Source organism: Mesorhizobium sp. WSM4884 (genome assembly GCF_029625675.1).
Classification (GTDB): Bacteria; Pseudomonadota; Alphaproteobacteria; order Rhizobiales; family Rhizobiaceae; genus Mesorhizobium.
In genome coordinates this window covers 164,696-184,437 of the sequence record NZ_JARTVO010000011.1, presented here as the reverse complement: position 1 = coordinate 184,437, position 19,742 = coordinate 164,696, and the positions used below count along the sequence as shown (strand labels likewise).

Below are 19,742 nucleotides of genomic sequence, written 5' to 3'. Positions count from 1 at the left end.
GGTCTCCTCCGCTGGAGTTAATCACAGCCCAGCTTGGCACATTCGATGCCGCAAGGGGCCGTCCACCCATCATTCTAGGGCGGAGCGACGCGAAGCGGAACGGAGACCCTAGAATCCATGCCGTTACCTTCGCGAGCAATGCGACGGTAGAGGATGGAGCTCCCTCAAACCTCTGAAGAGACAGGTCTGCACCGCAGCATCGCTCTTATCTCACGGGAATGGATTCTAGGGTCTGCGCGCGTCGCTTCGCTCCTTGCTCCGCCCTAGAAATGACGAGGGTGATAGGTCAGCGTTCCTTCACGCCCCTTTCTGTACCGCCAGCGCGTTTCGGATTTCTACGCAGGAGCAGCGCTTTGGCCCTTGGGTCTCCGCTTCGCGTCGCTCCGCCCCTGGATGACGATATCGGGGTTGACAACCAGTTATCTTGTACACTAGATAATAGTGTACAAGATAAACGGAGATCGATATGTCAGCACTCTACACCACCCAGGCTCGTGTCGTTGGCGGCCGCGCGGGCCATGCCGAGACCAGCGACGGCCTACTCAAGGTCGATCTGGCGATGCCGAAGGAGCTCGGCGGGCAGGGTGGCGCCACCAATCCCGAGCAGCTTTTCGCCGCAGGCTATGCCGCTTGCTTCGAAAGCGCCATACGATTCGTGGCGCGCAAGAAGAAGCTGCCGCTCGAGGACGCGGCGGTGACGGCAACCGTCAGCCTCCATCCGAACGATCAGGGCGGCTTCAGGCTCGGCGTCGCGCTGGCGGCGGAGACGAAAGGCCTTGATCGGGCGAGCGCGGAGGCGCTTGTATCGGAAGCGCACCAGGTCTGCCCCTATTCCAACGCCATTCGGGGCAACATCGACGTGGCGCTTTCCACGGTGGCGCTTGCGGCAAAGGCGGCATGACGACGAAGATCGAAAACAGACCCGAGGATGTCCCGGCGGATGACGCCGGGGCGATCGCCGTTCCGCGCCTCGACCAGCAGCTCTGCTTCGCGCTCTATTCGGCAAGCGGGCTGATGACCAGGCTTTACCGGCCGCTGCTCGAACCGCTCGGCCTCACCTATCCGCAATATCTGGCGATGCTGGCGCTGTGGCAGCGCTCACCCATGACCGTCGGCGAGCTCGGTGAGGCGCTGGGTCTCGATTCGGCGACGCTGACGCCGCTGATCAAGCGGATGGAGGCGGGCGGCCTCGTCACCCGCCGGCGCGATGCCGCCGACGAACGCCGGGTGCTGGTCGAACCGACCGCCAGGGGCCAGGCGCTGCGCGCCAGCATGAAGGATGTCCAGGCGGCGCTTGCCTGCAGCATGCCGCTGGAACGCGCCGAGCTGAAAGCACTGCACGGCACGCTTACCCGGCTGGTCGCGGGATTGCGCGAGGCCGCCGCCGATCAGGACTGATCCCGGCAACGTCCGTTCTCGAATTCACCTCTCGGAAGCATTGGAATCCACATCGACGCGGGAATGCCGCAGCGGACCGGCTTGCAAGGCGCTTGCGGCAAGCTAAAGTCGGCGCCGGTTGTTCTCTTGGCGCACCGGGATCGTGCGGCCATCACGTTCGGGGAGTTTGTCATGATCAAGTCGAAACTGCTTCTGGCCGGCCTGTTGGCCTGCCTTCTGGCGCCTGTCGCCGTGCTCGCCGATACGCTGCCCGATCTCGGCGGCAAGAAGGTCGTGGTGGTGACGGAGAACGCCTATCCGCCGCTGCAGTTCATCGACAAGAAGACCGGCAAGCAGATCGGCTGGGAATATGACGCCATGGACGAGATCGCCAAGCGGCTGAACTTCAAGGTCGAGTACCAGAACACCTCCTGGGACGCGATGATCCAGGCGGTTTCCGACAACCAGTACAACATCGGCATGACCGGCATCACCATCAAGGATGACCGCAAGCAGAAGGTGGACTTTTCCGACCCCTATATGCGCTCGGAACAGTTCATGCTGGTGCGCGGCGACGAAAATCGCTTCACCGACGCCAAGACTTTCGGCGCCTTCAAAGACGGGCTGATCGGCGCCCAGCCGGGCACCACGCCCTTCTACACCGCGGTCTACAGCGTTCTCGACGGCAACGAGCAGAATCCGCGCATCAAGCTGTTCGAGACCTTTGGCGCGACCGTACAGGCGCTGAAGTCCGGCGACGTCGACGTGGTGCTCACCGACGGCACCGCCGGCAAGGGCTATGTCGACGCCTCCGAAGGCAAGCTCAAGCTGATCGGCGGGCCGCTCGGCACCGAGGATTTCGGCTTCATCTTCCCCAAGGGCTCCGACCTTGTGAAGCCGGTCAACGCCGCGATCGCCTCGCTCAAGGCCGACGGCACGCTGGACGCGCTGAACAAGAAGTGGTTCCTTGACTACAAGATGGGGCAGTAGGCGCTTTTGCTGCGAGTGATGCTGGGTGGCGGGGGGCTCAAGTTCGCAAAGGCCTCATTCCTTCCCACCCCCCTCTGGCCTGCCGGCCATCTCCCCCGCAAGGGGGGAGATCGGCAGCTCCATCCATGGCGCCTATCCTTCAACGTAAGTGATTGGCGAAAGCCGCCCCGACGTCTGATCTCCCCCCTTGCGGGGGAGATGCCCGGCAGGGCAGAGGGGGGTGTGCCGGAACGCGACCTTCATTGCTTGGTCGCCGGTATCGCCTGATGCCAGCGCCCGCATCCAACGCCAAACCCGAATTCCCCTGGTGGCTGGCGGCCGCGGCCGTCCTTGCATTGGCCGCGGCGCTGGCGATCGCCGCGAGCAACCTCTATGCCGAGGTGTTCGCCACCGTCGCCAAGGGCATCGGCATCACCGTCTTCGTCACGGTGGTTGCTTTCGCGCTGGCCTCGGCGCTCGGGCTGGGCATCGCGCTGATGGCGTTGTCCGGCTCGCAGTGGCTGCGGCAGATCGCCCGCTTCTATGTCGAGATCATCCGCGGCGTGCCGATCCTGGTGCTCCTGTTCTGGATCGCCTTTGCCGGCGCGCCGGCCTTCGTCGCAGCGTGGAACGCGTTGACGGCGCCGCTTCAAAGCGTGGGCTTCCTCGGCGAGCTTCTGGTGCGCGACATCTCGCTTCTATGGCGCGCCGTCATGGCGCTGACCATCGGCTATTCGACCTTCATCTCGGAGGTGTTCAGGGCCGGCATCCAGTCTGTCGAGAAGGGTCAGATCGAAGCGGCCAAGGCGCTTGGGCTGACGCGCGTCCAGCGTTTCCGGCTGATCGTCTTTCCGCAGGCGATCCGCACCATCCTGCCGCCGCTCGGCAACGACTTCGTCGCCATGGTCAAGGATTCATCGCTGGTCTCGGTGCTGGGCGTCGCCGACATCACCCAGCTCGGCAAGATCTATGCCGCCGGCTCCTTCCGCTTCTTCGAGACCTACTCGATCGTCGCCTATATCTATCTCATCCTGACCGTCGGCCTGTCGCTGGCGCTCAGGGCGCTGGAGCAGCGGCTGCGCCGGCAGCATGAGGAATAGCCGTCGGGCAAAGACCGCGCTACTTTTGGTATGACATGCATGCGGCGGGGAGGAGCCGACCCATGAATTTCGACAAGGCCAATGCGGCGCTGGATTCCGTCTACACGGCCGAGACGCCGGAAGCGCTCGCCAAGGCCTATGCCGCATGGGCGGCGACCTATGACAGCGAGACCGCCTCGCTCGGCTATCTCCTGCCTTTCCTCATCACCGCCTGGGTGGCGCGCCACGTGCCTTCGGGCGAAGGCCCGCTGCTCGACGCCGGCTGCGGCACCGGCCTGTCGGGGCCGTCGCTCAGGGCGCTGGGCTATGGCGACATCGCGGGCGTCGACCTTTCCGACGACATGCTGAAGCTCGCCGGCAGCCGCCAGGCCTATAACGAGCTGAAGAAGGCGATGCTCGGCGGCCCGCTGCCCTGGCCTGACGGGCATTTCCGCGCCTTCTTCTCGACCGGCGTCTTCACCATCGGCCACGCGCCGGCCGCCGGCCTGCACGAGCTGGTGCGCATCACGAAGAGCGGCGGCCATGCCATCTTCACCGTACGCGACCAGGTTTTCGAGAGCGGCGGGTTTCAAGCGGTGTTCGACGAGTTGGAGCGTGCAGGGAAATGGCGTCTCGTCGAGCAAAGCCCGTGGTTCCGCTGCTATGCGATCGGCGACCCGGAAGCGCTGGTGAAGACATTTGTGTTCGAGGTGATGTGAGCGCCGGCCTTCCCTTCCCCCTTGTGGGGGAAGGTGGATCGGCGCGATAGCGCCGAGACGGATGAGGGGTGTTCCAGCGGAGTGAGACGTTGGCATTCCCTGGAGCACCGCTCATCCGTCGCCTTCGGCGACACCTTCTCCCACCAAGGGGAGAAGGAGGGCGCGCTGCGCTAATTGCCGAAAAGCCAAAACATTGCTATCTACCCCGCCATGGAAGAGCTTTTCAGCGATCCGGCCTATAAGGGTTTCGTGCTGCAGGACAGGAAGCGCCTGCCGTCGCGATTTGCCGCGCGCGTCTGCGGCGCGCTCACCAGCCGACTTAGCTGAGGCCGACTGATCAAGTCGCTTCGCCGGCTTTCAGCCCCGGCGCCAGCTGTTCCCATTCTCATATCGACGGATTTACGCACATGAGCGCACCGCGCACCCTCTACGACAAGATCTTCGACGACCATGTCGTCGACCGGCAGGACGACGGCACCTGCCTGCTCTATATCGACCGCCACCTCGTGCATGAGGTCACCAGCCCGCAGGCCTTCGAAGGCCTGCGCATGAGCGGCAGAAAAGTTCGGCATCCGGAAAAGACGCTCGCCGTGGTCGACCATAACGTGCCGACCTCGCCCGAGCGCAAGTTCGGCATCAAGAACGAGGAAAGCCGTATCCAGGTCGAGGCGCTGGCCAGGAACGCCAAGGATTTCGGCATCGACTATTATTCCGAGAACGACGTCCGCCAGGGCATCGTCCACATCATCGGGCCGGAGCAGGGTTTTACGCTCCCCGGCATGACCATCGTCTGCGGCGACAGCCATACTTCCACCCATGGCGCTTTCGGCGCGCTGGCGCATGGCATCGGCACGTCGGAGGTCGAACATGTGCTGGCGACGCAGACGCTGATCCAGCGCAAGGCCAAGAACATGCTGGTGCGCGTCGACGGTCAGCTTCCGGAAGGCGTCACCGCCAAGGACATCATCCTGGCCATCATCGGCGAGATCGGCACCGCCGGCGGCACCGGCTATGTCATCGAATATGCCGGCGAGGCGATCCGCTCGCTGTCGATGGAAGGCCGCATGACGATCTGCAACATGTCGATCGAAGGCGGGGCGCGGGCCGGCCTGATCGCGCCGGACGAGACCACCTTCGCCTATGTCAAGGACAAGCCGCGCGCGCCGAAGGGCGCCGCCTGGGATGCGGCGATGGCTTATTGGAAGACACTGCATTCCGACGAAGGCGCGCATTTCGACAAGGTGGTTGTGCTCGATGCGCAGAAGCTGCCGCCGATCGTCTCCTGGGGCTCTTCGCCCGAGGACGTCGTGTCGGTGCAAGGCGTGGTGCCCAATCCGGAAGAGATCGCGGACGAGAACAAGCGTTCCTCGAAGCTGCGCGCGCTCGACTATATGGGGTTGACGCCGGGAACCAAGATCACCGACATCGCGCTCGATCGCGTCTTCATCGGCTCCTGCACCAATGGCCGCATCGAGGACCTGCGCGCCGCCGCCAAGGTGGTCGAGGGCAAGAAGGTCAATCCGCGTGTCAATGCGATGATCGTGCCGGGCTCCGGCCTGGTCAAGGAACAGGCCGAGGCCGAGGGTCTCGACAAGATCTTCGTCGCCGCCGGCTTCGACTGGCGCGAGCCTGGCTGCTCGATGTGCCTGGCCATGAATGACGACCGGCTGAAGCCGCACGAGCGCTGCGCCTCGACCTCGAACCGCAATTTCGAGGGCCGGCAAGGTTTCAAGGGCCGCACCCATCTGGTGTCGCCGGCCATGGCGGCAGCCGCCGCGATCGCCGGCCACTTCGTCGACATCCGCGACTGGAAGTAACGGCCAGCTTGGAACGCGACAAACGGCCCCGGACCAGCTTGTGATCCGGGGCTTTTGCTTGCGGTGATCAGCGGTCGCCGCGCCGGATGATCTGATGGAACTCCTCGCGTCGGCCGGGCTCGTCCGTGGCGACCACCAGCGCCAGTTTCTGCTCGTCGAAAATCTGGAACCATTCGTCCCATTCGACCAATTCGTAGCCGCCGGCGTTGAACGGCCGCTCCGGACGGTCGTTGTCTTCATAGGCGATCTGGCCAAAAACCAGGCGCAGCATGGGTTGCGTTCCGGCCTCGGGCGACACGTCGACGACGGCCGGGAATCCGGCGCGCGCCGCCGCCCAGGAACGGATCGCATCGTGATCGGTCAGAGTGATCGTACCGGCCATCGGCGTTCTCCTTTTCGTTGGAAACGCCGGCCTTGCGGAGCCGTTCCGTAGCCTGGCTTAACGGCTTGTTTGCGCTTCCGTACTAGTATCTCCCCCTGGGTAAAGATGGGGAAAGTCGCAGTCGTTTGGACACCGGTCTGCTCATAGCGCTGCTCAATCCCACGATAGCGCTGGCGCTCGGCGCTGCGTTCCTCGTGCTGTGGTTTCATCAGCGCCACCGCCCGTATCTGGCGGCGCTGGCGGCGAGCTATTGCCTGTCGGCCGCGGGCTTCCTGCTGCAATATTTCACGCTTCCGGTCGGCGTCGTGGCGACCAAGCTGATCTCCAACATATGCTTCACGATCGCCGCCTGCTGTCTTTCCAGCGCGATCGTCGTCCGCTACGGCCGGCGTGTGCCCTATATCGGCATCGGCATCATGACCGGCGGCGGGCTCGCCGCCTTCGCATGGTTCATGTTCGTCCAGCCGGATCTCACCTGGCGCGTGCTCAGCATGAATTTCGGCTTTGGCGGCTTGAGCCTGCTCGTCGCGGCCGAGCTCAGGCCGGTGCGCAACAGTGGGCCGACCGAAAAGATCCTGTTCGTGCTGTCGTTGCTTTCGGCGCTGAACTTCACCGCCCGGACCCTGATCGTCGTCATCGCGCATGGGCCGTTCCCGAGCTATGACGGTTTCTACGGTTCGTCCTATTGGACGACCGCGCTGCTGTCGCACGCGCTTTTGTCGCTCCTGATCGCGCTCTGCCTGTTCACGGCGGCGGCGCTCGACGTGGTGAAGGCGCTGAAGGCCGAGACCCAGACCGACCCGCTGTCGGGGCTCCTCAATCGCCGCGGCTTCGAGGATCGGGCGGCATTTCTGCTCGATCGATGCGCCAAGGCGGGATCTCCCGTTGCGCTCGTGCTTGCCGACCTCGATCATTTCAAGGCGCTGAACGACCGGCACGGGCACGAGGCGGGCGACAGGGTGATTGCCGATTTCGCCGCCAAGCTGCGTTTCGCCACGGGCGCGCGGGGCGCTGCCGGCCGCATCGGCGGCGAGGAGTTCGCCGTGCTTTTGCCGCTCAGCGATCTCGCCTCGGCGCGCCTGTTTGCCGAAGCGATCCGCAGCTACTATTCGGCCGGCGCGATCGACGGGCTTCCTTCCGGCGTCAGGGTGACCGCGAGCTTCGGCGTCGCCGCCCGCACCGGGAATGAAGGCCTGGCGCCGCTGATGCGGCGCGCCGACGAGGCGCTCTACAAGGCCAAGAGGAACGGTCGCGACAGCGTCCGCCTCTCCTACGAGCGCCCCGAAACCGTCTTCGTGGCTGACGCGGTCAGCGTCGGCTGAGACGGTGGCCTCGGGCGTCCGAGACGCCGCAACTTTCGAGATGGCCGCAAGCTCTCGCGACCGCGAAGGCCGCTTCGGCAAATCTCGAAGATATGCAGCCGCCATAGCCCGCGTTAACGTGTTTTTCGCCCGTCGATGGTTTTCTGTCAGGGGGACTCAAGGAACATGGGCAGCGCTGATTTCATTCTGGTGATCAATCTGTTCGTCGCCGGGCTTCTGGCGGCGGCCTTCATGACGGTCGCCATCTATGACGTCGGGCGTGTGCCGGCGCGCTGGCTGGCCTTCGGCTATGTGCTCGGCATGGCCTATTTCGCCATCGAATTCAGCATCCCCGCCTTTGCCGATGCCCGGCTGCCGGTCGTCGTAGCCTTCGCCGTCTTCCTCGGCGCAACCATTGCCTTCAACGGCGGGCTTGCCCACAAATACGATGTGACGCCGCCTTGGGCGCCGATGCTGTTCTTCCTGGCTGTGTCCTCGGTCGCCGTCTACTTGGTGCAAGACCTGCCGCGCCAGTCGCTCACCCGCATGATGGCCTATCAGCTTCCCTATGCCGCCATGCAGTTCACCGCTCTCGGCATCGTGCTGTCCTCCAGGCAGAGGCTCGGGCGGCTCGACCACATATTGATGCTCGTGCTCGCGGCGAGCGCCGCGCAGTTTGCCTCGAAACCTTTCATCGCCGGCGCGTTGGGCGGCTGGGGTGCCAATCCGCAATCCTACGTCGGGACGAGCTATGCGCTGGTGTCGCAGTCGCTCGGCACCGTGTTCGGCTTGGCGGTGGCGCTGCTTGCGCTCGCCATACTGGTGCGCGACGTGCTCGCCGAAGCCACGTCGAAGTCGGAAACGGACGCGCTTTCGCGGCTCTTCAACCGTCGCGGCTTCGAGCGGCATGCCGCACTTGCGATGCGCGACGCCGTGCGCCAGGGCGTTCCGGTGGCGCTGCTCATTGCCGACCTCGACTACTTCAAGAGCATCAATGACAGCTACGGCCATGCCTGCGGCGATCGCGTCATCGAGACCTTTGCCGGCTTCCTGCGCGAGGCGGCGGCCGAGCACCATGTCGCCGGCCGCATCGGCGGCGAGGAATTCGCCATCATCCTGCCCGGCACCAATCTTGCCGCGGCGCGGCTGTTCGCCGAGGGCGCGCGCAGCGCGTTCAGCGCTCTGCCGATCGACGGCCTGCCCGTCGATCATCGCTGCAGCGCAAGCTTCGGTGTCGCCGAGCTTGCCGCGGATGAGAGTTTTTCAGATCTTCTTCGTCGGGCCGACGACGCGCTCTATGCAGCCAAAAATGCCGGTCGCGATTGCGTCCGGGTCTCGACCGGGCGAGGCCTGCGGCAGGGTCCGGTGCTGTTCAACGGCAGGGGCTGAGGTTGGGCATCTCGCCGTCGGAAAGCCCGTACATATAGGAGCGGCCCTTGACGAAAACCGGCGGCTGGTAGCAGCCAGGCGCGCCGGCATCGTCCGAATCGTAGATCACGTCGGGCTGCCCGGCGCCGGTGTAGTCGGAAAGCTGCTTGGCGAGCCTGCCTTGGCCGACGATGATGCGCTTGTAGCCGGCGGCGCTGTCGATGACGAGATTGCCGAAGGAATCGGCATAGACCCGGTCGTGATGGCGCAGACCTGCCTCGGCCGGCGCTGCGATTGCGGTGGCAAGAGCCGCCAGAGTCACGGCGGCGAAGCTTGCCCGCGCTGATTTCGAACGCATGTCGCTCTCCCTTATGCGCGCGACCCTTTTGGGTCGCGCCCCAAAACGTGGTTCGAATCGGAAATTAACCCTTTCTTAACCTTTGTTAAGGGGCCTGACGCCTGCAGGGCCGGAACTTAATGAACATGGTTAATTTCGGCGGCTGTTCTGCGCATCGCGCCCCTGGGCCAACCCAATCGTCTCCGGGCGAGCTTGATCTTGGCGCATCGCGTGGCTCTATCTCTTTGTTTTCACGCAATTCCGGACGGAAAACCGTTTCCACTTTTCCTGGAATTGCTCTAGCGTGCCGCGCACGAAAGGGGCAGCGCATGAGGTTTGACCGCGCGGTTCGGGTGTCGCTCGTTGTTCCGGTGCTTTTCGCGGTCGCTGCCTGCGTGCCGCAGGACGGCGCGCCGAAGGCGGCGAACACGGTGTCGCCGGCAGTCTCGCCTGGTCCAACGCAGCAACCCGCCGCGCCCGCCGCAGCAACTGCTGCAACGTCCAAGACACCCGCGACCAAGATCATCACCGACTTGACCGCGCCGCGATCCGGTGTCGGAACGGCCACCTACAAATGCGGCAATGGCGGCATGATCACCATCCAGAATCTCGGCACGTCACTACATGTGGTTGGTGCGGACGGCAGGACCGAGGAGTTCGCGGCGTCGCCCGCCAACCAGAGCAGCCGCTACCAAGCGGCGACGCATGACGCGATCGTGATCGACGGACGCGAAGCGCTGGTGATGAAGAAGGGGTCGACGCCGCAGACCTGCGCAAGATGACCTCGGCCTATCGCACTGCAGCGACGTTGCGCCGGCTTCGCAACGCTCGCTAATCGATTGAAGCGAAATTTCCCCTTTTTGTCAGACTAAATGACCTTTCCAAAACGATTTTCCGGCTTTGACGCGGTGCAAAAAGCGCATTAGAAACCGCCTATCCGAAGCCATATATGGAGACGGCAAATGCCGCACCTATCGCGGCTCCGGAACGCCGAACTGGGGGAGCCATGAGCAAATCACCAGCCACCCGCGCAATTGCCAGACATGAGCGGCCGCTTTCGCCGCATCTGACGATCTACCGGCCGCCGATCACGATGACGATGTCGATCATCCATCGCATCACCGGCGGCGCGCTCTATTTCGGCACGCTTCTGGTGGCGGCATGGCTGATCGCGGCGGCGAGCTCGCAGGCCGCTTTCGACCGGGTCGACTGGGCTTTCGGCTCCTGGCTCGGCCGGCTGATCCTGTTCGGCTACACCTGGGCGCTGATGCACCATATGCTGGGCGGGCTGCGCCATCTCGTCTGGGATACCGGCGCGGGATTGGAAAAACACACCGCCTCGAAGATCGCCTGGGCGACGCTTGCCGGCTCGATCGTGCTCACGCTTTTGATCTGGATCGCCGGCTACATGGCGCGGGGAGCCTTCTGATGAGCGCGAAGAACACCGACATGCGCACGCCGCTGGCCAAGGTCCGCGGCCTGGGCTCGGCCCGCGAGGGCACGCAGCATTTCTGGCGGCAGCGGCTGACGGCGATCGCCAACATCCCCCTCATCCTGTTCTTCGTCGGCTTCCTGATAGCGGTCAACGGCCACGGCTATGCCGACGTGCGGGCTTCGCTCGCCAATCCCTTCGTGGCGCTGGTGCTGGCGCTGGTGCTCATTTCCGGGCTCTACCACATGCGGCTCGGCATGCAGGTGATCATCGAGGACTATGTGCATGGCGAGGGCATGAAGCTGGCGCTGATCGCGCTCAACACATTCTTCACAGTGGCAGTCGGCGTCGCCTCGCTCTTCGCCCTGCTCAAACTGGCATTCGGAGGCTGAAGTCTTGGCCAAGGACGCATCGACCGCCAAAGCGGCTTCCGCCTATACCTTTATCGATCACAAATTCGATGTGGTGATCGTCGGCGCCGGCGGCGCCGGCCTGCGCGCCACGCTCGGCATGGCCGAGCAGGGGCTGCGCACCGCCTGCATCACCAAGGTGTTCCCGACGCGCTCGCATACCGTCGCGGCCCAGGGCGGCATTGCCGCCTCGCTCGCCAATATGGGGCCGGACAATTGGCAGTGGCATCTCTTCGACACCGTCAAGGGATCGGACTGGCTGGGCGACATCGACGCGCAGGAGTACATGGTGCGCGAGGCGCCTGCGGCGGTCTACGAGCTCGAGCATTACGGCGTGCCGTTCTCGCGCACGGAAGAAGGCAAGATCTACCAGCGGCCGTTCGGCGGCATGATGATGAATTTCGGCGAAGGTCCGCCGGTGCAGCGCACCTGCGCGGCCGCCGACCGTACCGGCCATGCCATGCTGCACACGCTCTATGGCCAGTCGCTGAAGAACAACGCGCAGTTCTTCATCGAGTATTTCGCGCTCGACCTGATCATGGAGCCTGACGGCACCTGCACCGGCGTCGTTGCCTGGAACCTCGACGACGGCACCATCCATCGCTTCTCGGCCAAGATGGTGGTGCTGGCGACCGGCGGCTATGGACGCGCCTATTTCTCCGCCACCTCGGCGCACACCTGCACCGGCGATGGCGGCGGCATGGCCGCGCGTGCCGGGCTCGCGCTGCAGGACATGGAGTTCGTGCAGTTCCACCCGACCGGCATCTACGGCGCCGGCTGCCTGATCACCGAGGGTGCGCGCGGCGAGGGCGGCTATCTCGTCAATTCCGAAGGCGAGCGCTTCATGGAGCGCTATGCGCCGTCGGCCAAGGATCTTGCCTCGCGCGACGTGGTCTCGCGCTGCATGACGCTGGAGATCCGCGAAGGCCGCGGCGTCGGGCCGAAGAAGGATCACATCTTCCTGCATCTCGACCATCTCGACCCGGCCGTCCTGCACGAAAGGCTTCCAGGCATTTCGGAATCGGCAAAAATCTTCGCCGGCGTCGACCTGACCAAGGAGCCGATCCCGGTGCTGCCGACGGTGCACTACAATATGGGTGGCGTGCCGACCAACTACTGGGGCGAAGTGCTCAATCCGGCGGCAAGGAGCCCGGATCGCGTATCGCCCGGGCTGATGGCGGTGGGCGAGGCCGCCTGCGCTTCGGTGCATGGCGCCAACCGGCTGGGCTCGAATTCGCTGATCGATCTGGTCGTTTTCGGCCGCGCCGCGGCGATCAGGGCCGGCGAGGTGATCGACCGCAATTCACCGATCCCTTCGCCCAACGCGGCTTCGGTCGAGAAGATCATGGATCGTTTCGACCGGCTGCGCCATGCCAATGGCTCGACGCCGACGGCCGTAGTGCGCGAAAAGATGCAGAAGGCGATGCAGGAGGACGCGGCGGTGTTCCGCACCCAGGAATCACTGGACAATGGCTGCAAGCGCGTCTCCGCGATCTGGGGCGAGCTCAAGGATCTCAAGGTGTTCGACCGCTCGTTGATCTGGAACTCCGATCTCGTCGAGACGCTGGAGCTGGAGAATTTGATGGCGAACGCCATTACCACGGTCCACGGCGCCGCGGCGCGCAAGGAGAGCCGGGGCGCGCACGCGCGGGAAGATTTCTCGGCGCGCGACGACGCCAACTGGCGCAAGCATACGCTGGCCCGCGTCAGCGAGGACGGCAAGGTGACGCTCACCTACCGGCCGGTGCATACAGACACGCTGCTGCCGGAAAAAGACGGCGGCATCAACCCGGCCAAGATCGCGCCGAAGGCCAGGGTGTACTGACCATGGCGCTGGCGGCGGCGGGATATTCCGGCACGCCCCTTCCGGCCAAGCTCGGCCTGAAGGACGGCATGGTCGCCGCCTTCATCGCGCTGCCGCCGGAGCTCGATGAGCTTGCCGACGCCGTGTCCTTTGCCGGGGTCGATCGGCTGCCAAACTGGTCGTCGCTCTCGGGCAACCAAAAATACGATGCCGTGCATGCCTTCACGCGGCAGCGCGCCGAGGTCGAGGACGGCCTGGCCGGCATCGAGACGGCGATCAAGCGCGACGGCATGATCTGGGTCTCCTGGCCGAAGAGGGCATCGAAGGTCGCTACCGACGTCACCGAGGACGTCGTCCGCGCCGAGGCGCTGAAGCGCGATCTCGTCGACGTCAAGGTCGCCGCCGTGAATGAAATCTGGTCCGGGCTGAAGCTCGTCATCCGAAAGGACCGCAGGTAATGGTCGAACTTACGCTTCCGAAGAACTCGCAGATCAAGCAGGGCAAGACCTGGCCGAAGCCGGAGGGCGCCACCAACCTGCGCGAATACCGGATCTACCGCTGGTCGCCGGACGACGGCGAAAACCCGCGCATGGACACCTATTTCGTCGACATGGACGATTGCGGGCCGATGGTGCTCGACGCGCTGCTCTGGATCAAGAACAAGATCGACCCGACGCTGACGCTGCGCCGCTCCTGCCGCGAGGGCATTTGCGGCTCCTGCGCCATGAACATCGACGGTTCCAACACGCTGGCCTGCACCAAGGGCTGCGACGACATTTCCGGCGCGATCAAGGTCTATCCGCTGCCGCACATGCCGGTGGTCAAGGATCTGGTGCCCGACCTCACCAATTTCTACGCCCAGCATGCCTCGATCGAGCCGTGGCTGAAGACGGTCTCGCCCGAGCCGGCCAAGGAATGGCTGCAAAGCCATGAGGACCGCGAGAAGCTCGACGGGCTCTATGAATGCATCCTGTGCGCCTGCTGCTCGACCTCCTGCCCGAGCTACTGGTGGAACGGCGAGCGCTATCTCGGCCCGGCGACGCTGCTGCAGGCCTATCGCTGGTTGATCGATAGCCGCGACGAGGCGACCGGCGAACGGCTCGACAATCTCGAAGACCCGTTCCGGCTCTACCGCTGCCACACCATCATGAATTGCGCGCAGACCTGCCCGAAGGGACTCAATCCCGCGAAGGCGATTGCGGAGATCAAGAAGATGATGGTGGAGAGAAGGGTTTAGGGCCCGACGATCCTCTCGATCACTTCGTAGGTAGTGATCCTTCGCGCCCCCTCTGTCCTGCCGGACATCTCCCCCCAAGTGGAGGAGATGGCCGGCAGGCCAGAGGGGGGCGCTGTCCCGCCGGCGTCAGAAAGGATCGGAACCCAATGAGCGAAGACCTCCCCATCCTCTCCGCCACCGAAGCGCGCGTGCTCGGCTGCCTGATCGAGAAGAAGGAGCTGACGCCCGACGTCTATCCGCTGACGCTCAACGGCGCGCATGCCGCGGCCAACCAGAAGACGGCGCGCGAGCCGGTGATGACGCTGGAGCTGACGGAGGTTCGGCGGGCGCTCGGCTCGCTCGAGCAGAAAGGTCTGGTGCGGCAGGCGTTTGCCTCGCGCGTCGAGCGCTACGAGCATCTGATGGCGCAGCGCTTCTCGCTGACCACGCCGCAGATCGCCATCGTCGGCCTGCTGCTCCTGCGCGGCGCGCAGACCGCGCATGAACTCCTCGCGCGCTCGGAACGCATGGCGCGCTTTGGGTCAATCGAGGAGCTTCGCGACAATCTCGATCTGATGATCGGCCGCCGGCCGCCGCTGGTGCAATTGCTCGAACGCGCCCCCGGACAGCGCGAGGAGCGTTATGTGCATCTGCTGAGCGGGCCGGTGGAAGCAGCCGCGGTGGCGGCGCCTTGGCAGCCGCCGGCGTCGTCATCGGATGCCGATCTCGAGGCACGGGTGAGGGCGCTGGAGGAAGAGATCGCGGCGCTGCGGGCGAAGATCGAGGCGCTGGGCGGCTAATCATTAACTGGAACGTCGGCGGGACAGCGCCCCCTCTGTCCTGCCGGACATCTCCCCCACAAGGGGGAGATTAGCGCTCCCTCGCTGGCGCTCTTCTTTCAAGAACGGTGATTGGCGAAGACCGGCGCGAATGTGATCTCCCCCCTTGTGAGGGAGATGGCCGGCAGGCCAGAGGGGGGCGTGAAGGAGCGCGGCCTAGGCAATATAACGCCCAATCACCCCAACCTTGCGTCGAGCGACACCTTTATCGCGCCGAGCGCCTTCGAGACCGGGCATTCGGCCTTGGCTTTCTCGGCCAGCTCCTTGAATTTCGCCGCATCGATGCCCGGCACCTTGCCGAAGAGCGTGATGGCGCTGCCGGTGATGCCGGTGCCAGGCACCAGCGTCACCACCGCCTTGGCGTCGAGCTCGGCGGCCGGCGTGCCGTTCTCGGCCAGGAAGTGCGAAAGCTGCATGGCGTAACAGCCGGCATGGGCGGCGGCGATCAGCTCTTCCGGATTGGTGCCGGATTTGCCGCTCTCGTCCTCGAAGCGCGCCTTGAACGAATAGGGTGTGCCCTTCAAGGTGCCGCTCTGCGTGTCCAGCGTGCCCTTGCCCTCCTTCAGATTGCCTTTCCAGACGGCGTTTGCGGTGCGGTCCATGAAGTCCTCCTGGCTTGTCGGGGTTCGCGCCGGCGGGGCGCCGGCGTTCCCTCTGAACTATAGCGCGGGCGCGCCGGAAGGCCATGGCGCGATGATATCCGCACTAACGGCGCCTGCGAAAAAATTCTCGAAAAAATGCGCGTGCAGAAATGTCGACTTCCAGGGGGCCTGACCGTCCTGCGGGCGGCCACCGAGTTACGGCCGATGGAGGGTCAGGATGGACAATCTGTTCTTCGCACTTTGGAGACGCCCCGGCCGCAAGGCGCAGCCGCCGGAAGAGTTCTGGCTGGATCCGCCGCCAGTCGGCGTCGGCCGGCTGGTGGCGGCGGTGGCCGTCATCGGCGTGTCGGCATGCCTGCTCGATCATGCGGCGGCCGTCAGAGGCAAGGCTGACAGCGTCGCCGTCGCCTCCTATGGTTCATCACAGGAAGGGAACTGACAATGAGATATGTCCTGCTGGTCTATGGCGAGGAAAAAGACCTTTTCGCGCTCACGCCGGAGAGATCGGCCAAGCTCGACGCCGACTCGCTCGCGTACGACAGATTGCTCGACCAACAGGGGAAGCTGATTATCGCGCAGGCGCTGCAGACGGTGAAGACGTCGAAATCGCTGAGGCGGCGCAAGGGCAAGCGTCTGGTCACCGACGGCCCGTTCGCCGAGACGAAAGAGCAGCTGCTCGGCTTCGTCATGGTGGAGGCTGCGGATCTCGACGAGGCGCTGGCGATCGCGGACGGCATTCCGCTGGCCGAGCTCGGCACCGTCGAGGTCAGGGCGATCTACGACATACCGGGGTCATGATGCCGTCGTATGGCGATCAGGAACATTAGGGGTTTCTTCATCGCCGCAATTTGTCGCGTGTTGATGCGATGCCGCGCTTCCCCTATCGTTGCCCGGATTTCGGGGGGAATTCGGCATGCCTTTCTTGATTGCTCTCCTTGGCGTGCTGGGCGCCGCGGCCATCTGGTGGTATCGGATGAAAGCCATGAACGAGGCCGCGCGCGAGGTCGCTGATGTCGTCGGGCGCGTGCAAGGCAATATCCGTCGCAAGAAGCTGCGCAAGCAGGCAGCACTTTCGCCCTTGACGGCAATCGACGACCCCGTCGTTGCGGCCGCAACGCTGATCACCGCAATCGTTTCGGAACATGGCCCGATCCTGCCGCGGCGCGAAGCCGTGATCCGTGAAGTGGTTTCGGAGATTGCGGAGAGTCCGAAGAAGACCGATGAGGCGGTCGTCTATGCCAAATGGGCCGCCGCGCAGATCGACGACACGACGATCGTCATCGACAAGCTGGCGCCGTTCCTGCGCGAACGCCTCGACCCGCACGAGCGCGACGATCTGCTCAGGATGCTGAGCCGCGTCGCACAAGGAGGCGAGCAACGGCTGCGGATCGCCGACCAGCGGATGCTGAGGCTGAGGCAGAAGCTGGGCTTCGAGGTGAACTAAGCTGAAGCTGTGGCAGCCGGATCGCCTGCCTTCGTGATTAGCCGAAACGCCCATCGCATCGTCATTCTATGGCGGAGCAAGGAGGAAGCGACGCGGCGCAGACCATAGAATCCATTCCGTTACCTATAAGCGTTGCAGCGGTGCAGAATTCTGCTCCGCAGCACCCTACGATTGGAGTCACGGAATGGATCCTCGGGTCTTCGCGTCCGCTTCGCTCCCGCTCCGCCCTTGGATGACGACGTCATGCAGGCCTCGGCCAATCGCCAAGCGCTAGATCGCCTCGCCCTTGAGCAGCCTTGGCGTGTCGCCGGACAGGCCCGAGGCCTGGCGGATGAAGAAATCCTTCAGTTTCGGCATGCGCTCGACCAGGCCGAGGCCGATATCGCGCACGGCGCGCAGCGGGCCGATGTCGTTCGAAAACAGCCGGTTCAGCACGTCGGTGGTGACGCCCATCTGCAGCGTGTCGAAGCGGCGCCACTGCTGGTAGCGTTCGAGCACATCAAGCGCGCCGATGTCCTGGCCGAGCCGGTCGGCCTCGACCACGACTTCGGCAAGCGCCGCCACATCCTTGAAGCCGAGATTGAGGCCCTGGCCGGCGATCGGGTGGATGCCGTGCGCGGCATCGCCGGCGAGCGCGATGCGCGGCGCCACGAAGGCGCGGGCAAGGGTCAGACCGAGCGGCCAGGCGCGCGGCTTGTCGGCGACGCGGATCTCGCCGAGCTTCAAGCTGAAGCGCTGCTCCAGCTCGTGCTCGAAGACGAACTCGTCACCATCGACAAGTTTTTGCGCGTCTTGCGAGCGCTCGACCCAGACGATCGAGGAGCGGTTGGTCCCGTCCTTGTCGGGTTTCAGCGGCAGCGTGGCGAATGGCCCGGCGGGCAAGAAATGTTCCTCGGCGCGGCCGTTGTGCGGGCGCTCGTGGGCCACGGTGCAGACGATGCCAGACTGGCCGTATTCCCATTTCACCGTCTTGATGCCGGCCATGTCGCGCAGCTTCGAATTGACGCCGTCGGCGGCGATCAGCAATCGGGCCCTGAGCGCGGCACCATCGGCCAGATGCACGGTGATGCCGGCGCCGTTCGTGTCGAAGGGGCTGACAGCCATGCCTTCGATTATGTCGATGCCGAGCTTTGCGGCGCGGCGGCGCAGCGCCCCGTTCAGCTCCCGGTTGGCGACCATATGGGCGAAGGGCTCGCCGGGAGCCACCTCGCCGTCAAAAGTGAGGAACACCGGACGTACCGGATCGGCGGTGCGCGAGTCGGTGATGACCATCTCGGTGATCGCCTGCGCCTCCGGCGCGATCTCGTCCCAGACGCCGAGCTGCTCCAGCATGCGGCAGGCCGCGGCGGCGATCGCCGAGGCACGGCCGTCCTTTTGCCAGACGCCGGCGGGTGCGGCATCGACGATGGCGACGCCGAGGCTGGGGCGTGCCTGTTTCAGCGATACGGCGGCGGCAAGGCCGACATAGCCGGCGCCCGCCACCAGCACATCCACGGAGGCTTTGTCTGGCCCATTCACCCTGCGGTCGACCATCGCACTTTCCTTTCGCGGCTTCCGGCCGTGGCGGCGGCCGTTGCAGCTTGACTTGCCCGCCCGTCCTGTCCGAAACCCGCCATGACGCATCTTCGAGAGACGTGGAACATGACAGCGGCCATGGACGAGCTTCTCGACATTCTCGACCTCGAGAAGCTCGAGCACAATCTGTATCGTGGTCGCAGCCCCAAGCTCGACTGGCAGCGGGTCTTTGGCGGCCAGACCATCGCCCAGGCGCTGGTCGCGGCCCAGCGCACCGTCGAGCCCGAGCGCCATGTGCATTCGCTGCACGGCTATTTCATGCGGCCCGGCGACACCAAGGTGCCGATCGTCTACGAGGTCGACCGCATCCGCGACGGCGGTTCCTTCACCACGCGCCGGGTGGTGGCGATCCAGCACGGGCAGGCGATCTTCTCGCTGGAAGCCTCGTTCCAGCAGGACGAAATGGGGCTGGAGCATCAGCTGCCGATGCCGCGCGACGTGCCGGCGCCCGACACGCTGCTTTCGCAGCGCGAGCTGCTCGGCAAGTTCGGCGAGGCGGTGCCGGAAGGCATCCGGCGCTACTGGGAGCGCGACCGGCCGATCGAGATGAAGCCGGTGATGCTCAAGCACTATACCAGCCGCGAGAAGCTGGAGCCGGAGCAGAACATCTGGATCCGCACCACCGGTCCGGTGCCGGAAGACCGCGCGACCCAGGCGGCCGTGCTCGCCTACCTCTCCGACATGACGCTGCTCGACACCTCGACCTTCGCGCATGGCCGCGCCATTTTCGACCGCGACATCCAGGCGGCCAGCCTCGACCACGCGATGTGGTTCCATCGCAGCCATTCGCTGGACGACTGGATCCTCTACACGCAGGACAGTCCCTCCACGCAAGGCTCGCGCGGCTTCACTCGCGGGTCGCTGTTCGCGCGCGATGGAATCTTGATCGCCTCGGTTGCCCAGGAAGGCCTGATCCGGCTGCGGCGCTGAACAGGCCAGCTCTTTTCCAGCGTGGGCGCCTTCGTCGCGCAAAAGAAATCGGCCAGACCCGATTTTGCGCGGAATTTCTTGCGTCAACCCACTGCCGCTGCCCACAGTTGCGCCACAAGCTTGCGAAATAGGCATTTTTTT

24 protein-coding genes are annotated in these 19,742 nt (G+C 64.7%); 20 read left to right on the top strand and 4 right to left on the bottom strand.

The window, feature by feature from the left end:
- The first annotated feature begins 466 nt into the window (after positions 1 to 466).
- The 7 genes from P9236_RS19145 to leuC all read left to right on the top strand — a co-directional run bounded on the left by P9236_RS19145 (position 467) and on the right by leuC (position 5,961).
- The gene (locus P9236_RS19145; protein ID WP_278076042.1) at positions 467 to 901 is read left to right on the top strand and encodes an organic hydroperoxide resistance protein; all 435 of its coding nucleotides are present in this window, start codon (positions 467 to 469) and stop codon (positions 899 to 901) included.
- Positions 898 to 1,398 (top strand): MarR family transcriptional regulator, encoded by a 501-nt coding sequence (locus P9236_RS19140; protein WP_278076041.1) that lies wholly within the window; start codon positions 898 to 900, stop codon positions 1,396 to 1,398. Before P9236_RS19145 ends, P9236_RS19140 begins: the two co-directional genes overlap by 4 nt.
- A gap of 171 nt (positions 1,399 to 1,569) precedes the next feature.
- Positions 1,570 to 2,367, top strand: coding sequence for a transporter substrate-binding domain-containing protein (locus P9236_RS19135; protein ID WP_278076040.1), 798 nt, complete (start codon positions 1,570 to 1,572; stop codon positions 2,365 to 2,367).
- A gap of 266 nt (positions 2,368 to 2,633) precedes the next feature.
- Positions 2,634 to 3,446 (top strand): amino acid ABC transporter permease, encoded by an 813-nt coding sequence (locus P9236_RS19130; RefSeq protein ID WP_278076039.1) that lies wholly within the window; start codon positions 2,634 to 2,636, stop codon positions 3,444 to 3,446.
- A 62-nt stretch (positions 3,447 to 3,508) separates the two neighbouring features.
- Entirely contained in the window at positions 3,509 to 4,144 is a 636-nt protein-coding gene (locus P9236_RS19125) for a class I SAM-dependent methyltransferase (RefSeq protein ID WP_278076038.1), read from the top strand.
- Between the two features lie 174 nt (positions 4,145 to 4,318).
- Positions 4,319 to 4,471 (top strand): hypothetical protein, encoded by a 153-nt coding sequence (locus P9236_RS19120; RefSeq protein WP_278076049.1) that lies wholly within the window; start codon positions 4,319 to 4,321, stop codon positions 4,469 to 4,471.
- 80 nt (positions 4,472 to 4,551) lie between these two features.
- Positions 4,552 to 5,961 (top strand): 3-isopropylmalate dehydratase large subunit, encoded by a 1,410-nt coding sequence (leuC, locus tag P9236_RS19115; RefSeq protein ID WP_278076037.1) that lies wholly within the window; start codon positions 4,552 to 4,554, stop codon positions 5,959 to 5,961.
- A gap of 67 nt (positions 5,962 to 6,028) precedes the next feature.
- On the opposite strand, the gene P9236_RS19110 is transcribed toward leuC, so the two are convergent.
- Positions 6,029 to 6,343, bottom strand: coding sequence for a hypothetical protein (locus P9236_RS19110; protein WP_278076036.1), 315 nt, complete (start codon positions 6,341 to 6,343; stop codon positions 6,029 to 6,031).
- A 125-nt stretch (positions 6,344 to 6,468) separates the two neighbouring features.
- Between P9236_RS19110 and P9236_RS19105 the strand changes: the two genes are divergently transcribed.
- Positions 6,469 to 7,665 carry a GGDEF domain-containing protein gene (locus P9236_RS19105; protein WP_278076035.1) on the top strand — a complete coding sequence of 399 codons (1,197 nt, stop codon included), beginning with the start codon at positions 6,469 to 6,471 and terminating at the stop codon, positions 7,663 to 7,665.
- A 165-nt stretch (positions 7,666 to 7,830) separates the two neighbouring features.
- Complete coding sequence (locus tag P9236_RS19100) at positions 7,831 to 9,033, top strand: GGDEF domain-containing protein (protein WP_278076034.1); 1,203 nt, start codon at positions 7,831 to 7,833, stop codon at positions 9,031 to 9,033.
- Here the strand turns inward: P9236_RS19100 and P9236_RS19095 are convergent.
- Complete coding sequence (locus P9236_RS19095) at positions 9,017 to 9,370, bottom strand: hypothetical protein (protein WP_278076033.1); 354 nt, start codon at positions 9,368 to 9,370, stop codon at positions 9,017 to 9,019. The two genes, P9236_RS19100 and P9236_RS19095, sit on opposite strands and share 17 nt — an antisense overlap.
- 308 nt (positions 9,371 to 9,678) lie before the next feature.
- Between P9236_RS19095 and P9236_RS19090 the strand changes: the two genes are divergently transcribed.
- The 7 genes from P9236_RS19090 (at position 9,679) to P9236_RS19060 (ending at position 15,011) form a co-directional block, all read left to right on the top strand.
- Complete coding sequence (locus P9236_RS19090) at positions 9,679 to 10,131, top strand: hypothetical protein (RefSeq protein ID WP_278076032.1); 453 nt, start codon at positions 9,679 to 9,681, stop codon at positions 10,129 to 10,131.
- A gap of 224 nt (positions 10,132 to 10,355) precedes the next feature.
- Positions 10,356 to 10,778 (top strand): succinate dehydrogenase, cytochrome b556 subunit, encoded by a 423-nt coding sequence (sdhC, locus tag P9236_RS19085; RefSeq protein ID WP_278076031.1) that lies wholly within the window; start codon positions 10,356 to 10,358, stop codon positions 10,776 to 10,778.
- On the top strand, positions 10,778 to 11,173 hold the full coding sequence (gene sdhD / locus P9236_RS19080; protein ID WP_278076030.1) for a succinate dehydrogenase, hydrophobic membrane anchor protein: 396 nt from the start codon (positions 10,778 to 10,780) through the stop codon (positions 11,171 to 11,173). Before sdhC ends, sdhD begins: the two co-directional genes overlap by 1 nt.
- Positions 11,174 to 11,177: 4 nt before the next feature.
- Positions 11,178 to 13,016, top strand: a complete 1,839-nt coding sequence (gene sdhA, locus P9236_RS19075) for a succinate dehydrogenase flavoprotein subunit (RefSeq protein WP_278076029.1) — start codon at positions 11,178 to 11,180, stop codon at positions 13,014 to 13,016.
- A 2-nt stretch (positions 13,017 to 13,018) separates the two neighbouring features.
- Positions 13,019 to 13,453: a DUF3052 domain-containing protein gene (locus P9236_RS19070; protein WP_278076028.1), complete on the top strand. Its 435-nt coding sequence runs from the start codon at positions 13,019 to 13,021 to the stop codon at positions 13,451 to 13,453.
- A complete protein-coding gene (locus tag P9236_RS19065) occupies positions 13,453 to 14,232 on the top strand; it encodes a succinate dehydrogenase iron-sulfur subunit (protein ID WP_278076027.1) in 780 nt (259 codons plus the stop codon). Before P9236_RS19070 ends, P9236_RS19065 begins: the two co-directional genes overlap by 1 nt.
- Positions 14,233 to 14,378: 146 nt before the next feature.
- On the top strand, positions 14,379 to 15,011 hold the full coding sequence (locus P9236_RS19060; RefSeq protein WP_278076026.1) for a DUF480 domain-containing protein: 633 nt from the start codon (positions 14,379 to 14,381) through the stop codon (positions 15,009 to 15,011).
- Between the two features lie 215 nt (positions 15,012 to 15,226).
- Here P9236_RS19060 and P9236_RS19055 read toward each other — a convergent pair whose 3' ends face one another.
- Positions 15,227 to 15,652: an OsmC family protein gene (locus tag P9236_RS19055; RefSeq protein WP_278076025.1), complete on the bottom strand. Its 426-nt coding sequence runs from the start codon at positions 15,650 to 15,652 to the stop codon at positions 15,227 to 15,229.
- Between the two features lie 217 nt (positions 15,653 to 15,869).
- Between P9236_RS19055 and P9236_RS19050 the strand changes: the two genes are divergently transcribed.
- The 3 genes from P9236_RS19050 to P9236_RS19040 all read left to right on the top strand — a co-directional run bounded on the left by P9236_RS19050 (position 15,870) and on the right by P9236_RS19040 (position 17,096).
- Complete coding sequence (locus tag P9236_RS19050; RefSeq protein WP_278076024.1) at positions 15,870 to 16,091, top strand: hypothetical protein; 222 nt, start codon at positions 15,870 to 15,872, stop codon at positions 16,089 to 16,091.
- A gap of 2 nt (positions 16,092 to 16,093) precedes the next feature.
- On the top strand, positions 16,094 to 16,450 hold the full coding sequence (locus P9236_RS19045) for a YciI family protein (protein WP_278076023.1): 357 nt from the start codon (positions 16,094 to 16,096) through the stop codon (positions 16,448 to 16,450).
- 115 nt (positions 16,451 to 16,565) lie between these two features.
- Positions 16,566 to 17,096, top strand: coding sequence for a hypothetical protein (locus P9236_RS19040; RefSeq protein WP_278076022.1), 531 nt, complete (start codon positions 16,566 to 16,568; stop codon positions 17,094 to 17,096).
- Positions 17,097 to 17,366: 270 nt separating this feature from the next.
- Here P9236_RS19040 and P9236_RS19035 read toward each other — a convergent pair whose 3' ends face one another.
- The gene (locus tag P9236_RS19035; protein WP_278076021.1) at positions 17,367 to 18,629 is read right to left on the bottom strand and encodes a ubiquinone biosynthesis hydroxylase; all 1,263 of its coding nucleotides are present in this window, start codon (positions 18,627 to 18,629) and stop codon (positions 17,367 to 17,369) included.
- 108 nt (positions 18,630 to 18,737) lie between these two features.
- Between P9236_RS19035 and tesB the strand changes: the two genes are divergently transcribed.
- Positions 18,738 to 19,601 carry an acyl-CoA thioesterase II gene (gene tesB / locus P9236_RS19030; protein WP_278076048.1) on the top strand — a complete coding sequence of 288 codons (864 nt, stop codon included), beginning with the start codon at positions 18,738 to 18,740 and terminating at the stop codon, positions 19,599 to 19,601.
- The last annotated feature ends 141 nt before the right edge of the window (positions 19,602 to 19,742 follow it).

What these genes read in the sequence shown, in the direction of transcription:
- P9236_RS19145 (WP_278076042.1), top strand. Translation starts at nt 467, where the DNA reads ATGTCAGCACTCTACACCACCCAGGCTCGTGTCGTTGGCGGCCGCGCG.
- P9236_RS19140 (WP_278076041.1), top strand. Translation starts at nt 898, where the DNA reads ATGACGACGAAGATCGAAAACAGACCCGAGGATGTCCCGGCGGATGAC.
- P9236_RS19135 (WP_278076040.1), top strand. Translation starts at nt 1,570, where the DNA reads ATGATCAAGTCGAAACTGCTTCTGGCCGGCCTGTTGGCCTGCCTTCTG.
- P9236_RS19130 (WP_278076039.1), top strand. Translation starts at nt 2,634, where the DNA reads ATGCCAGCGCCCGCATCCAACGCCAAACCCGAATTCCCCTGGTGGCTG.
- P9236_RS19125 (WP_278076038.1), top strand. Translation starts at nt 3,509, where the DNA reads ATGAATTTCGACAAGGCCAATGCGGCGCTGGATTCCGTCTACACGGCC.
- leuC (WP_278076037.1), top strand. Translation starts at nt 4,552, where the DNA reads ATGAGCGCACCGCGCACCCTCTACGACAAGATCTTCGACGACCATGTC.
- P9236_RS19110 (WP_278076036.1), bottom strand. Translation starts at nt 6,343, where the DNA reads ATGGCCGGTACGATCACTCTGACCGATCACGATGCGATCCGTTCCTGG.
- P9236_RS19100 (WP_278076034.1), top strand. Translation starts at nt 7,831, where the DNA reads ATGGGCAGCGCTGATTTCATTCTGGTGATCAATCTGTTCGTCGCCGGG.
- P9236_RS19095 (WP_278076033.1), bottom strand. Translation starts at nt 9,370, where the DNA reads ATGCGTTCGAAATCAGCGCGGGCAAGCTTCGCCGCCGTGACTCTGGCG.
- P9236_RS19090 (WP_278076032.1), top strand. Translation starts at nt 9,679, where the DNA reads ATGAGGTTTGACCGCGCGGTTCGGGTGTCGCTCGTTGTTCCGGTGCTT.
- sdhC (WP_278076031.1), top strand. Translation starts at nt 10,356, where the DNA reads ATGAGCAAATCACCAGCCACCCGCGCAATTGCCAGACATGAGCGGCCG.
- sdhD (WP_278076030.1), top strand. Translation starts at nt 10,778, where the DNA reads ATGAGCGCGAAGAACACCGACATGCGCACGCCGCTGGCCAAGGTCCGC.
- P9236_RS19070 (WP_278076028.1), top strand. Translation starts at nt 13,019, where the DNA reads ATGGCGCTGGCGGCGGCGGGATATTCCGGCACGCCCCTTCCGGCCAAG.
- P9236_RS19065 (WP_278076027.1), top strand. Translation starts at nt 13,453, where the DNA reads ATGGTCGAACTTACGCTTCCGAAGAACTCGCAGATCAAGCAGGGCAAG.
- P9236_RS19060 (WP_278076026.1), top strand. Translation starts at nt 14,379, where the DNA reads ATGAGCGAAGACCTCCCCATCCTCTCCGCCACCGAAGCGCGCGTGCTC.
- P9236_RS19055 (WP_278076025.1), bottom strand. Translation starts at nt 15,652, where the DNA reads ATGGACCGCACCGCAAACGCCGTCTGGAAAGGCAATCTGAAGGAGGGC.
- P9236_RS19050 (WP_278076024.1), top strand. Translation starts at nt 15,870, where the DNA reads ATGGACAATCTGTTCTTCGCACTTTGGAGACGCCCCGGCCGCAAGGCG.
- P9236_RS19045 (WP_278076023.1), top strand. Translation starts at nt 16,094, where the DNA reads ATGAGATATGTCCTGCTGGTCTATGGCGAGGAAAAAGACCTTTTCGCG.
- P9236_RS19040 (WP_278076022.1), top strand. Translation starts at nt 16,566, where the DNA reads ATGCCTTTCTTGATTGCTCTCCTTGGCGTGCTGGGCGCCGCGGCCATC.
- P9236_RS19035 (WP_278076021.1), bottom strand. Translation starts at nt 18,629, where the DNA reads ATGGTCGACCGCAGGGTGAATGGGCCAGACAAAGCCTCCGTGGATGTG.
- tesB (WP_278076048.1), top strand. Translation starts at nt 18,738, where the DNA reads ATGACAGCGGCCATGGACGAGCTTCTCGACATTCTCGACCTCGAGAAG.